The sequence below is a fragment of the Aeromonas sp. 602658 genome (assembly GCF_049173005.1).
Lineage (GTDB): Bacteria > Pseudomonadota > Gammaproteobacteria > Enterobacterales > Aeromonadaceae > Aeromonas > Aeromonas veronii_A.
This window is the reverse complement of record NZ_JAAKRF010000002.1, coordinates 153,206-166,897: the sequence shown is the minus strand read 5'-3', so window position 1 is coordinate 166,897 and position 13,692 is coordinate 153,206. Positions and strand designations below refer to the sequence as shown.

Here is a 13,692-nt window from a genome sequence, read left to right as displayed (position 1 = left end):
AAAATCCATACAAATTAAGTGTGTATGACTGTATGCTATTAACCGCTTAATATAAATATGGAGACATAAATGAAAATCAACTTTTTTGCAGTAAACAATTTTCGAGGCATCTCTGGAGGACTTGAACAAAACAAAATTGTATTTGAAGATACAAACACTCTTTTTATATATGGGCAAAACAATGTTGGTAAATCTACGTTTCTAAAAGCTTATCAACATTTCTACAAGTGTGAGAAGCCTGTAAAAGAAGATTTTTATAAGAGTAACTTTAATAACAGTATTGTCTTTGAAATCGAGGTAACATTACAAGATGCAGACAAGACTCGCATTGAACTTAAAGCGCCAAATCAAAAAGACTCTTACAAGAAATATCTAAAAGATGACAAAATAAGAATTAAAAAAACATGGGTTGTTGATGGTAAAAATATCAAAGATATCAACCAAACTTACAACTACGACACCCAAAAATATGAAGATGTAGGTTATGCCACTATTGGTTTGCATACCGTTTTCCAATCATGTATGCCTCAGCCAGTATTTATTAAGGCTATGCCAACAGAAGATGAAGCAAAGGATATCCTCAACTCCATTCTTAAAGGAATGGCCGAGAGCACATTACAAGAAGCTGATCTAGCAGCCCTTGAAGAAGCCAAAGCAAAGATTCAAGAGCTCCAAGAAAAAATGTATAACCCTGAGCTTATTGATTCTTATCAAAAATCAGTTAACCAATACTTTTCACAAATATTTGGCGATACGTTACTAACTATCAAAGAAACAAAGGATCGACTTGTTTGGTCTGAAAATAAATTAGGTAAAGAGTTTAGCATTGATTTCTCAACACTTTCTAATGGTGAAGTTGACACATCGATACCAAGTTCATCAGATAAAGTTGGACACGGTACTATTCGTACAGCAATATTCACACTTCTTTTAATGAAAGATGTCGCTGAAAAATTTGAACGAGAAGTAGGGCGGAAAGATTATATGGTTCTTTTCGAAGAACCAGAGCTGTTTCTCTACCCCCGCATAGTCAGAGAGTTAAGAGAACTCATCTATAAGGTAAGTGAAGATGAGCTACCTTATCAAGTTCTTTGCGCATCGCATTCTCCTTCAATGATAGACATTTCAAAACCTAAATCATCCATAATCAGATTGGTTAAAAATGATAAAGGCACTAATATTTATCAAATTAACAATCAGTTTCTACGCAAGGCTAAAAATGTTGAAACAGATGAAGAACTAAAGCAAGAAATGAATGAAATATTGCGTTTTAACCCTCACATTTGTGAAGCTTTTTACGCTGATGAAGTTTTGTTAATTGAAGGGCCAACAGAAGAAATTCTTGCAAGAGCTTATATTCAATCTGAGGGATGTCACAAAGATCTGTTTATACTTAATTGTGGCACTGTGAATAACATTCCTTTTTATCAAAAGATTCTTTCTAAATTTAAGATAAAGTATCATGCAATTTTTGATACCGATGGTAAGCCTGTATCCTCCTACGATGAGGAGGGAAATCCAAAGTTTGAATCACATATTCAGAAAACTATTACCACACAGTTCTTTCAAGATAAAGAAATATATGACGTTGGTTTATTACGAGTGCACACAACTACATTTGAGCCAGCTCATCAAGCAGATACCATTCATCAAAACCTAAGATTTATCGAATTAGCCCCTAATGAAGGAAAGCCATACAATGCCAACTTATATTGGAAAAATATCCTAGAGCCAAACAGAGATCACCCTGAATTCAATAACATCCCTATAATTTCTTATTTAAGAGATATTATCTCTCACTAATAAAAACAAGCCCTTCTAGGGCTTGTTTTTATTAGTGCCAGTGTAATTAATTTTCTTCATTAGCGCTCTTTTAAGGATTTCATTCCTCATAGACACACTTGAATTTATAATATCCTCACGAAGCGATTTCAATTCATCCTTAGAAAGCAGTTTTACCTTATTTTCATAATCTGACATCAATTACCTCAGCGATATATTAGTTGTGCCCAACGCTTAAATAACAACATTATAAATTAACTGCTTGATATCAGCAGCATCTTGGCAAATAAATTTTACTACGTTTAATCAGCGTCTTTTAATCCACCAGTGCTTGTAACATACAACTATTTGATAACCAATAGATCATGAAGCCATTGAGCACCATTGGTGCGAATAAGGAATAGTGAAGAAGCTACTCCGGCGTGCCGGTTAGCTAACTTCACACATCCTGCCCGCAATTCAGCCTTGTGATCATGAAGGAAAGCATGTATCACCAACAAGGGAAATCATACAAATTATATGCGGACAGGATAGCCAAAGAGAAAACCTATTATTTTCAATAGGTTTACCCACCTCTTCCACTCACTTTCCATCCCGCATCCATACACTTTACAGATTAGAGTTGAATGATCAGGATGGAACGCCAAGGGAAAAGATTCCTCAAGACTGGCGCCCTCACCGGCATCTAGCCCCATCGATTGCCACAAAATCAGCTATACCGCACCGCATCGGGGCATCCAAGATTCTGACCGCTGGAGAGCAGTTCAAGTGAAAGAGCTACTGCAGGCTCATTTGCTCAAGCTGATGATTGTCAAGTGAGGCTGGAATCCATACGATATTGCGTAAACCCTTAATGCTTGAGGCACAGATGAATCAGCGTACAGAACTGCGACTACGATACCGCAAAGGAGTTCAAGCTAAGAAAGCTGAACTAGCTACTGCCAACGAACAGAAATGGGTGCAAGCACAAACTGTATTGGCATTTCTTCCGCTTATTACTGCAGCTGTATACCTATTTGGCATGGCTTGGCATATGGGATATGTTAATGTTTTTCACGTTGATAGCAGCGAGTTCCCACTCTCAACAGAACAAACATTATTAACGGGAACCTTCGCTCTTGTAGCCAATCTGGTACCACTGCTAGGCTACCCTATAGCTGCTTTTGTTGGATTACTTGTAATAGTCATTGTGGTAGCGCTTACGTTTAAGCTGATGAAACGCGCTAGAGATAAAACTGTATCTTGGGTAACTCAACCATTCAAAAATAAGGACATGGATAAAAAAATAAAAAATATTTTTAAATACTCGGCTCACCCTGATGAAGTTAAATGGGTTGCCACAATTATAGAAAAAGCAATGAACTGGTACATTCTATATTTCTATGTTTTATTTACTTCATGCATTATTGGTATACTTGCCTACCACTGTTACGAAAATGGTCGTCGTACCGCCGAATCTCAGAAAGATGATATGAATGCAGGCAATTTCACCTCTGCCAATAATCTCAAGTATGCTGCACATCCCGAGGGTATATCTTCGCTGAGGATCGTCTGTAATGCGACTCAATGCACATTCTGGAATGAGACGGATGGCACCATCTATCTTCGTTATGATCAAATTGATAGCGTGACGATCCCCACTCAATCCGCAAATATACAGCCTGCTACAGATAAAAAGACCAAATGACCAGCTTAGACAACTAGGTCTATTAGCGAGGTGGGTAATCTCAGTTGTGGCCCTTGCAACCCGTCCAAGGGCTGCAAGGGCCTGTGTCTAGTGGATTATCTTATGGATAATCTTGGATTACTTTTCCAAAAACACCTTAACCACATGTTTTAAAAAGATTTTAAGACCAACTCCTGGGAATGAAAGTGCACCAGTTGGGAACGTTAGTGCACCAGTTCTGGAATGATAGTGCACTGAAATTACTCCAAAGATCTGTTCCGTGGCCTGCGGATCTCCCACATATCTTTGCGGTATTCAGTTACCAACCAACCTATCGTGAACAGCTCCCCCACAGCTCTACGGGCAATCTGCTGGCGCTTTCTCATCGCATCAGCAATCGCAGGATCCGGCCAGATGTAACTGCACAGAGTATCCAAGGACGCGCGCCCTGATTTACCAGGATCGATCCACCCGCATAGGCGTTGATGGATCAATCGAGCAGGATCGCTCTTGAGGCTACGCACTTCATTCATATCGATGCGAGCATGTGGCCGTCCACCGAGAACGGCTTCTGCAATCTGTGGGTTCAAACAGATGTATAGCGCGTTATCATGGTCATCAAAGAGATGGCTCATCAGGTGGAAGGATGCACAGCGAGAGTCACCTTGAATGACAACGGTGACATTCGACATCCTGATCAGGCTAGCCTTTAGGGTTTTAAGGTTTCTGCCGCTTTTGCATAGACCAATCTCTTCGAGTAGCTGAGTGATACGAGACTGCACCACCAAGCAACGGCAGTCCGCACTATCAAACTCCGATGCTAAGGCCAAACGAAGTCGCTTAGGAATAGCTGCTGATGGCGCAGAGGTCAGAATAACGCCCTTGGGACCGGATAGCGCAACCAGCCCTTGTAGCAGTCGCATATCATCAGCCCCTAATGGCTCAAAACCAATAAAACGAGCGCTTTGGTTCTGTCCATAGCTATACGTCACATCCAGCTTTAACTTCTTTCTCTCCCCTCGCTTTAAACTGCGGAATAGACCAGGAGCAAGGCAGTGCATCGGATCATGGCGCGCGTGGGTAAGTTCAATAGCCATGAGCAAACCTCCTTCGCTCTCGCGCCTGAGGAGGTTCCATAAGTTGTACCGGATGTAATACGCCCCCTTCCTGGCGTTCAAACCATTGATCTTTGATTGCAGTGCCATAGTTCTGCTTGGATACCCCAAAGCGCACAAACGCACTGCGTCGAGAGTTTCCGATGGGTGTACTACCGCGTTGAATCTCGGTTAGCTGCTTTGCTTCTTCTTCCCCCATCCGCACGATGTAACCACACCATCGGATGTTATCAATCAACGCTGATGCGCCTCTGGCTGCCTGCTGCTGATCAAGACTGCCATCCCTCGCGCTCCCCTTGCTAGCGTGATGCAAATAGAGCACCGCAGCCCCCGTATTTGCGGCCAGCGACTCAAGTCGGGTAATCAACTGAGACATGTCCCCGTTACTATTTTCGTCCATCTGATGCATACGGCTGAGAGTGTCGAGAACAACAAGGCGATAACCATCTACCTTCTGCACCAGAGCCTGAAAACAGTCCGGATTCATCAGATCTAAACTCACCCCCATCATCGGTTCCAATGCGAGGTTTGTGGCAATAGAGGCCTTCGCTTTGGGCGATAGATGTTTGCCAAGCGCATGGACGCGATGACTAAGCACTGCAGCCGGATCTTCACCAGCCATATAGATCACTCGGCCTGAACGGGTCGGGCGTAGTTGCAACAGATCGCCATCAGACTCTTTGCAAGCCACGGCCATTGCGGCCTGCAATGCCCAAAAGCTTTTACCTGTTGCACCTGGTGCGATCAGAGCTCCCACAGTACCGGCCAAAAATCCAGACCATATGAAGTCAAGTGCAGGCGGCTCCTGTTCAAACGCAGCTAGTAGGTCAAGAGCCATGGCTTACCTCTTAGCGTTTGAATTCTGTGACTTTTGTCGTGCTAGCTGCTCGGCTTTGGTTGGCCGGCCACGCCGAGGCATATCTGCCGATTTAACCGCTCGATCATCCAAACCTTGGCTAATGACATGTTCAGCAAGCCAAAGCTCAACATCTTCAGCACGCCAGAGCAAACGCTTGGTTCCTGGTAAACGGCAGATAGGGGGAAGTGAACAAGGGTTGCGAGTCGCGTCACTACGGATGCTAGCAACGGATTTATGCAGACAGAGAGCCAATTGCTCAACAGTCAAAAGCACCACGCTGGAGGTGGTAATAGAGGTTTGTTTCATGGTCATAACCCATCAAGGCGGCAAGGGTCATCGAATAGCTGTGCCGGTTAGCTAATCGGTAATTGACCTGAGCGGCACCATGCCCGGCCTTGAGGGTATAAATAATTAGTGCCTGTCGTCCGATGTTACGTGACGAAATGGAGTCTACCAGCAGTGTTTTGCTATGTCATGCACTGGCAAGCGTCATTCGCCGCTATCAGGCCAGTGTGGCATGCCACAATTTTGCCACACTGGATAAGCTAAATGCTGCATTCCAACGCTCAGTAACGCATCAAACTGCAACACCCAAACTACTGTTTTATTTGATAAAATTTGGTGCCGGTAACAGGAGTCGAACCTGCGACCTTCGCATTACGAATGCGCTGCTCTACCAACTGAGCTATACCGGCTTGTTGCTCTCCACATTCATAAAAAATGACCGGCAAGTCAATTGAGCCAACTCGATTTTATGAGTTGGCTCATGGTGTTAGAGCCCGATTTACAGATCGACAAACTCGGGGATATGGGCACGGCCGCGGCTTTCGAGAAATTCGAGCAGGGCGCGGGGGGAGCGCACCAGGATCCGCTCTTGCGGGAAGCCCGCTTCGGTCACCAGACGATGGCAGTGGTCAAAATCGCCGAGGCTGAAAGCGACGTGGGAATCGGAGCCGAAGGTGAGATAGGCCCCCAGATCTCGCGCGGCTTCAACGATGGCACGGCAGTTGCCTTCGCTCCCCGGGCGGGAATGAATGAAGGAGGAGTTGTTGATCTCAAGCGCCACCCGATAGTCAGCTGCCGCCTTGACCACCGCCTGAATGTCGATGGGAAATGCGGGGTTGCCCGGGTGGCTGATCATGTCGACCCGGCCGCTCTTGATGGCGTTGATCATCGCCTGGGTATGGGTGGCCTGATCACAGGGAGGGAATACCTGCTCATGAAAACCCGCCATGATCATGTCGAGGCGCGACTCGTAACGCTCGGGAAAATCGATCTCCCCCTCCAGGTTTTTGATGTTGGCCTCGATACCCCGCAGGATCCCTACCCCATCCACCACTCTTGGCAATATCGGCAAGTTGGCAAAGTGCCAGACATGAGGGGCATCGGCCATCTCGGGGCCATGATCCGTGGTGGCGAACAGCTTGATCCCCTTGGCCCTGGCTATCGGCAGATAGTCGTGGATGGTGCTGTAGGCGTGGGTGCTGGCAATGGTGTGAGTGTGGGTATCGACCGGGTACTTCATCTTCTCTCCCCTCATATTTTGAAAGGGCAGCATAGCAAAGAGCGGCAGCTTGGGCCACGCCAGTGCTTGCCACACTTTGTCACAAAATGCCGCGAAGCTGACATAGTCTGAGGGGCTCTGGCTGGCATACTGCCCCCGTCGATACATGCCTGAACTCGCATCGACAGTTTGCCGTCAGGATGACGCGAACTCACTTTCCCCACCGTCGCGCCCTGCGGCGGTTTTTTTTTGCCTGCAAACCGCAAACCGGTAACAAACGCGCAAAAAAAGGCCCAACTAGCATGGTGCAGGTTGGGCGAGACTTAATGTTTAATTGCAGTGGCATAGATATAGAGTCCTTCTTTTTGACTAAGTTCCGCCCACTTTGCTTTTTTCATCGAAAAACATTCCGCTAACACTTATTCACATTCTCTTGACACTTCACGTTATGAAACGTACTTTTTAAACATTCGTTTAAGTGAGGTGTCCAGTGAGTAAAATCGATACCAAAAACCGTATTCTCGACGCCGCTGAAGTGCTGTTTGCCGAGCGGGGATTCGCCGATACCTCTTTGCGTCTGATCACCAGTGAAGCCGACGTCAATCTGGCGTCGGTGAACTATCACTTTGGCTCCAAGAAGGAGCTGATCCAGGCGGTGCTCGACCGCTATCTGAGCCTGTTTATGCCCGATCTAGATGCCCGCCTGCGGGTACTGATGGAGCAGGAGCAGCTGACCCTGCTGCAACTGTTTGAAAGTTTTGTCGAGCCGCTGATGAAGCTCTCGGCAGTGCGGGCCAACGGCCCGGCCATATTCATGCAACTGCTGGGGCGCGGCTATATCGACAGCCAGGGCCACCTGCGCCGCTTTATCACCGCCCACTATGGCCCCATTTTGCAGCGGATCACCCAGGCCATCTCCAAAGCCAATCCGGCCCTGTCGCCAGCGGATCTCTTCTGGCGCCTGCACTTCACTCTGGGCACCGTCGTATTCACCATGGCTTCTGCCGATGCGCTGCGCGACATCGCCCTGGCCGACTTTGGCCAGCAGCTCGATGTGGAAGGGCTGGTGCGCAACGTTATTCCTTATCTGGCGTCCGGAGTCGGGGCGCCCGTGGAGTCGACCAGGCTCTCCCTGGCCGTGTAACAACCAACAATAAATCAACGGAAACAGTGAAATAGAAGGAACTTCGGTATGATCACATTGCTTGTCCTGCTGGTGCTGGCGATAGCCGTTGTGCTCGGCGTACCCTCCATCCGTAAAAAGGTGGTAACCCGTCCGGTGTTCGGCATCTTCAAAAAGATACTGCCGCCCTTGTCAGCTACCGAGCGGGAGGCCATGGAAGCCGGCTCCGTCTGGTGGGATGGCGAGTTGTTTCGCGGCAACCCCGACTGGAAAAAACTGCACGGCTACGGCAAGGCCGAGCTGACCGCAGAGGAGCAGGCCTTTATCGACAATCAGGTCGAAACCCTGCTCGCCATGGTTGACGACTTCAAGATCGTCAACGAAACCAAAGACCTGCCAGAGCCGGTGTGGGACTATCTGAAGAAGGAAGGCTTCTTCTCCCTGATCATCCCGAAATCCTACGGCGGCCGCGAGTTCTCGGCGATCGCCAACTCCACCATCGTTACCCGCATTGCCACCAAGAGCCTGAGCGTGGCGGTCACCGTCATGGTGCCGAACTCCCTCGGCCCGGGCGAGCTGCTGATGCACTACGGCACCGAGGCCCAGAAAGATTTCTGGCTGCCGGGGCTGGCTAATGGCAAAGAAGTCCCCTGCTTCGCCCTGACCGGGCCGGAGGCGGGCTCCGATGCAGGCGCAATTCCTGACAAGGGGATCGTCTGCAAAGGGATGCACAAGGGTGAAGAGGTGCTGGGTATTCGCCTCAACTGGAACAAGCGCTACATCACCTTGGCCCCCCGTGCCACCGTGCTGGGGCTGGCATTCAAACTCTATGACCCGGAAAAACTGCTCGGTGACAAGGAAGAGCTCGGCATCACCTGCGCCCTCATCCCCACCAGCCACCCCGGCGTGCGCGTCGGCGATCGCCACTACCCCATGGGTCTGGCGTTCATGAACGGCCCGACCTTCGGCAAGGATGTGTTCATTCCGCTCGACTGGATCATCGGTGGCCCGGATTACGCCGGTCGCGGCTGGCGCATGCTGGTAGAGTGTCTCTCCGCCGGTCGCGGCATCTCGCTGCCTGCGCTGGGCACCGCTTGCGGTCACATGGCGAGCCGCACCGTGGGCGCCTACTCCTACGTGCGCAAGCAGTTCGGCATGTCCATCGGCAAGTTTGAAGGGGTGCAGGAAGCGCTGGCCCGCATCGGTGGCCTCACCTATCAGCTGGAAGGGGCACGTCGCATGACTGCAGGTTCCCTGGACTTGGGTCAGGCGCCGGCCATCGTCACTGCGATTTCCAAGTACCACATGACCGAAATGGCGCGCCAGATCATGGATGACTCCATGGATATCCACGCCGGTCGTGCCATCCAGCTGGGCCCGAAAAACTACACCGGCTACGCCTACATGGGTATTCCGGTGGCCATCACGGTGGAAGGAGCCAACATCCTGACCCGCAACCTGATGATCTTCGGGCAAGGGGCTACCCGCTGCCACCCGTATGTGTTTGCCGAGCTGGAAGCAGCGGCTGATACCGACGTGGAGCGCGGTCTCGAGAAGTTTGACGCCCTGCTGATGAAGCACATCGCCTTCGGCGCCGGCAACTTCTTCGGTTCCCTGTTCCAGGGGCTGACCCTGGGTCAGTTCAACAGCGCGCCGGTAGCCGGTGAAACCGCTCGCTACTACAAACAGCTCTCCCGCATGAGTAAAGGGCTGGCCCTGTGCGCCGACGTCTCCATGCTGATGCTGGGTGGCGATCTCAAGCGCAAGGAGATGATCTCCGCCCGTCTGGGTGACGTGCTGAGCCACCTCTATCTGGCCTCCACCACCCTCAAGCACTACGAGGATCAGGGCCGCATGGTCTCCGATCTGCCGTTCGTGCAGTACGCGGTGGAGCGCAACCTCTACCTGATTGGCAAGGCGTTCGAGGGCTTCTTCCAGAACTTCCCGAACAAGGTGGTGGGTGCCGTACTCAAGCGCGTGGTGTTCCCGTTCGGCGTCGGTTACAAGATGCCCGCCGACGATCGCTGCCACGCCATCTGTCTGGCCATGATGAAACCGGGCGAGTTCCGCGACCGTCTGACGGCGCTGTGCTACGTCGGCAAGGACGAGGCGGATCCGGTCGGCCTGATGGAGCGCGCCTTCCAGGCCATGGTCGCCGTGCAGCCCTACGAGAAGAAGCTGGTGCAGGCCCAGAAAGAGGGCAAACTGCCCCGCAAACTGGCGCTGCCGGAGCTGGTTGCCGCCGCGCTGGCCGGTTCCATCCTTAGCAAGGACGAAGCGGACAAACTGCTGGCCGCCGATGCCCTGCGCTACGAAGCCATTCAGGTAGACAACTTCGCCCCGGGCGAGCTGGAAGGCTTCTCCCAGCAAGCAAACAAGCAGCCAAACAAGGTCGAGCACGCCGCCTGATCCCTTGGCAACCCTCTACCAAACCGGCCCTCGTGGCCGGTTTTTTGTTTGTTAACCATGCATTTACAAGCCGGGAGAATTCCAGTTAAATGCTTGAGTCCCTGTTGCAGGGGCTTTGGAAGCAAGGCCAGCGGAATGGCCGATAACAACAACTCAGGAAGAGTGAATGAACCTCGCCAAAACGGCGATCGAACGCCCCATCTGGGTGGCGGTCTCGATCGTGCTGATTTTCCTGCTGGGCCTGCTCAGCATCCGGGGACTGCCGATCCAGCTGTTCCCCGACATCGACCGTCCACACCTCAACATCTCGGTGAGCTGGCGTTCAGCCTCGCCCCAGGAGATGGAGTCGGAGATCACCGACCCCATCGAACAGGAGATGCAGGGGGTGCAAGGGCTCAAGAGCCTCACCAGCGAGAGTTATCCCGGCTTTACCGAAATCGATATGGAGTTTGCCCTCGGCACCGACATGCAGCGGGCCCAACTCGACGTGATTTCGCGACTGAACCGGGTCTCGGGACTGCCGGACAAGATTGGCGGCCCCTACGTCAACAACTACAGCAGCAACGATACCCTCACCTTCTTCTTCATCCAGCAGCTGCCCGGCGCCAAGGGGGTGATCGATGATCATCAGGCGTTGATCGAGGCGAGGGTCAAACCCGAGCTGGAGCGCATCGAAGGGGTCTCGACTGTCGCAGTCGAGGGGATCAACGAGCGCCAGATCCAGATCCGCTTCGACCCCTACCGCGCCGCAGAGCTGGGGGTGGAGATCCCGGTGCTGGCCAGCCGGGCCACCACCGGCTGGGACGTGTCGGCCGGTACCCTCGACATCGGTCGCTGGGAGTACAAGCTGCGCTTCGCCGGTCGTTACGATGTCGAGACGCTGGGGGACAAGGTGGTGGACTGGCGCGATGGCCTGCCCATCTATCTGCGGGATGTGGCGGAAGTAAGGGTGGCCAGGGAAGAGAACCCGGTGCTGCGGATCCAGAACGGCAATACCGCCATCGCCGCCCAGATCTTCAAGGAGAGCGGCGCCAATGCCCTGGCCTCCCTTGAGGCGATCAAGGCTCGGGTGAACGAGCTCAACCGCGAGGTGCTAGAGCCGGTCGGGCTGCACATGGAGCAGTCGTTCGATGCCTCCCTCTACATCAATCGCGCCGTCAGCATGGTCACTGCCAACCTGGGGCTCGGGGTGCTGCTCTCTTGCGCCATCCTCTGGCTCTTCCTGCGCCAGCTCAAGGCGACCCTGATGATTGCCCTCGCCATCCCCATCAGCATCATGCTCACCTTCTGCCTGCTCAAGGTGATGGGTCGCACCCTCAACATCATCTCGCTGGCGGGCATCGCCTTTGCCGTCGGCATGGTGCTCGACGCCGCCATCGTGGTGCTGGAGAGCATCTACCGACGCCACGAGCGGGGGGATTTGAGCAAGGCGGAGGCGGCGCTCGAAGGTACCCGTCAGGTGTGGACGGCGCTGGTCGCCTCCACCCTCACCACGGTTGCCATCTTCTTGCCGGTGCTGCTGCTCAACGATGTGGAGGGTCAGCTGTTTGCCGATCTGGCGCTGACCATCGCCTGTGCCGTGACGGTCTCCATGCTGGTCGCCGTCATCGTGCTGCCCGCGGTGGCGGCGCGCTGGATGGGACATGAAACACTGACCGATCCCTATGAGTCGCTGTGGCAGCGCACCACTCGTCATGTGATCCGCTGGACCTCGACCTCACGCCAGCGCTGGACGGCCATCACCCTGATGATGAGCCTGCCGGCACTGGCCACCTGGGCGCTGCTGCCCAAGATGGACTATCTGCCGGACGTGAAACGGGACGCGGTGGATGTCTGGATGAACTTCACCCCCGGGGTCAACCTCAAGGCCCAGCGCGAAGAGGTGATCGATACCCTGATCGCCCGCCTCGCCCCCTACATGAAGGGGGAGAAAGAGCCTGTCCTCAAGAACTACTACATCTTGCGCTACCCGGGGGGCGCCCAGATTGGCGTGCGCCCCAAGGACGAGACCCGCATCAAGGAGCTGGAGAGCCTGTTGATGAAACAGCTGCTGGTGGGTATTCCCGACACTCGGGTGTTCGGCGGTCAGGGGTCGCTGTTTGGCGGCTTTGACAGCGAAAACGGCGTCTCCCTGCTGCTGCAGGGGGGTAACCTGCCCGAGCTCTATCAGGCGGCCCGAGCCAGCATGGGGATCCTCAGCAAGGACCTGCCGGGAGCACAAATCCGGCCCGAGCCGAGCCTCGACTTCACCGCCCCCGAGCTCAAACTGGTGCCGCAAGATCGGCGTCTCGCCGAAGTGGGCTGGGATCGCACGCCCTTGCCCACCATCATCCAGACCTTTGGCGACGGCTTGCGGGTTGGCGAGTATTTTGACGGCGAAGACCGGCTCGACATCATGCTGATGGGGCAGAGCTCCGCCAATCCGGAAGAACTAAAGGCAGTGCCGCTGGCCACCCCCTCCGGACGCATCGTTCCCCTTGGCGAGCTGCTGCGGGTAGAGCACGACATGGGCCCGGCCAGTATCTTCCGGGCCGATGGGCGGCGCAGCATCAGCCTGCAGATAGCGCCTCCGGCGGGCATGACCATGGAGCAGGTGCTCGACACCCTGAAAAACCGCAGTTTTGCCGCCATCCGCCCCCTGCTGCCCGCTGGTGGCGAGCTGCGCATTGCCGGCAACGCCGACAGCCTGCAACAGGCGCTCGACAATCTGGGGACCATCTTCCTGTTCGCCGTGGTGATCCTGCTGGTGCTGCTGTGGGGGGTGTTTGCCTCCATCAAGGATGCCCTGCTGGTGCTGCTCACCCTGCCCCTTGCCTCAGTTGGCGGCGTGCTGGCACTGCAACTGAGCGGGCTGCTGGTGCCGCTGCCGATGGATCTGCTCACCATCATCGGCTTTGTCATCCTGCTGGGACTGGTGGTCAACAACGCCATCCTGCTGGTGCATCAGACCCGCACCGCCGAGCGGGACGGCATGAGCCGCCAGCTGGCGGTGGCCGATGCCCTGCAAAGCCGGATGCGCCCCATCGCCATGACCAGCCTCACCAGCATCTTCGGAATGCTGCCGCTGATGCTGAGCCCGAGCGAGGGGAGCGAAATTTACCGCGGGCTCGCCACCGTCATTGTCGGCGGCATGAGCTGCAGCACCCTGTTTACCCTGATCCTGTTGCCTGCCTTCCTGCGTCTCGGAGAGCAGGTGGCGATCCCACAACCCCTGCGCCAGCGGGCCTGAGCAAG

At 53.0% G+C, this 13,692-nt stretch carries 8 protein-coding genes and 1 tRNA gene; 5 read left to right on the top strand and 4 right to left on the bottom strand.

What is annotated here, in order from left to right:
• Positions 1–69 precede the first annotated feature (69 nt).
• Both G5253_RS03060 and G5253_RS03055 read left to right on the top strand, forming a co-directional pair.
• Positions 70–1,803 (top strand): ATP-dependent nuclease, encoded by a 1,734-nt coding sequence (locus G5253_RS03060; protein WP_421202646.1) that lies wholly within the window; start codon positions 70–72, stop codon positions 1,801–1,803.
• An 847-nt stretch (positions 1,804–2,650) separates the two neighbouring features.
• Positions 2,651–3,469 carry a hypothetical protein gene (locus G5253_RS03055; protein ID WP_421202645.1) on the top strand — a complete coding sequence of 273 codons (819 nt, stop codon included), beginning with the start codon at positions 2,651–2,653 and terminating at the stop codon, positions 3,467–3,469.
• Positions 3,470–3,708: 239 nt separating this feature from the next.
• On the opposite strand, the gene repC is transcribed toward G5253_RS03055, so the two are convergent.
• The 4 genes from repC to G5253_RS03035 form a co-directional block, all read right to left on the bottom strand.
• Positions 3,709–4,545: a replication protein C, IncQ-type gene (gene repC, locus G5253_RS03050; RefSeq protein ID WP_182951606.1), complete on the bottom strand. Its 837-nt coding sequence runs from the start codon at positions 4,543–4,545 to the stop codon at positions 3,709–3,711.
• Complete coding sequence (locus tag G5253_RS03045) at positions 4,535–5,401, bottom strand: helicase RepA family protein (RefSeq protein ID WP_421202644.1); 867 nt, start codon at positions 5,399–5,401, stop codon at positions 4,535–4,537. The genes repC and G5253_RS03045 overlap by 11 nt, the downstream gene beginning before the upstream one ends.
• 640 nt (positions 5,402–6,041) lie before the next feature.
• Positions 6,042–6,117 (bottom strand) — tRNA-Thr (locus G5253_RS03040).
• Between the two features lie 89 nt (positions 6,118–6,206).
• The gene (locus G5253_RS03035) at positions 6,207–6,947 is read right to left on the bottom strand and encodes a phosphatase (protein WP_042082803.1); all 741 of its coding nucleotides are present in this window, start codon (positions 6,945–6,947) and stop codon (positions 6,207–6,209) included.
• A gap of 469 nt (positions 6,948–7,416) precedes the next feature.
• Between G5253_RS03035 and G5253_RS03030 the strand changes: the two genes are divergently transcribed.
• The 3 genes from G5253_RS03030 to G5253_RS03020 all read left to right on the top strand — a co-directional run bounded on the left by G5253_RS03030 (position 7,417) and on the right by G5253_RS03020 (position 13,687).
• Complete coding sequence (locus G5253_RS03030; protein ID WP_005334507.1) at positions 7,417–8,070, top strand: TetR/AcrR family transcriptional regulator; 654 nt, start codon at positions 7,417–7,419, stop codon at positions 8,068–8,070.
• 48 nt (positions 8,071–8,118) lie between these two features.
• Entirely contained in the window at positions 8,119–10,458 is a 2,340-nt protein-coding gene (locus G5253_RS03025; RefSeq protein WP_421202643.1) for an acyl-CoA dehydrogenase, read from the top strand.
• Between the two features lie 166 nt (positions 10,459–10,624).
• A complete protein-coding gene (locus tag G5253_RS03020; RefSeq protein ID WP_421202642.1) occupies positions 10,625–13,687 on the top strand; it encodes an efflux RND transporter permease subunit in 3,063 nt (1,020 codons plus the stop codon).
• Positions 13,688–13,692: the final 5 nt, after the last annotated feature.

Coding starts and splice junctions, on each gene's coding strand:
- G5253_RS03045 (WP_421202644.1), bottom strand. CDS start 5,401: ATGGCTCTTGACCTACTAGCTGCGTTTGAACAGGAGCCGCCTGCACTT.
- repC (WP_182951606.1), bottom strand. CDS start 4,545: ATGGCTATTGAACTTACCCACGCGCGCCATGATCCGATGCACTGCCTT.
- G5253_RS03035 (WP_042082803.1), bottom strand. CDS start 6,947: ATGAAGTACCCGGTCGATACCCACACTCACACCATTGCCAGCACCCAC.
- G5253_RS03060 (WP_421202646.1), top strand. CDS start 70: ATGAAAATCAACTTTTTTGCAGTAAACAATTTTCGAGGCATCTCTGGA.
- G5253_RS03055 (WP_421202645.1), top strand. CDS start 2,651: ATGAATCAGCGTACAGAACTGCGACTACGATACCGCAAAGGAGTTCAA.
- G5253_RS03025 (WP_421202643.1), top strand. CDS start 8,119: ATGATCACATTGCTTGTCCTGCTGGTGCTGGCGATAGCCGTTGTGCTC.
- G5253_RS03020 (WP_421202642.1), top strand. CDS start 10,625: ATGAACCTCGCCAAAACGGCGATCGAACGCCCCATCTGGGTGGCGGTC.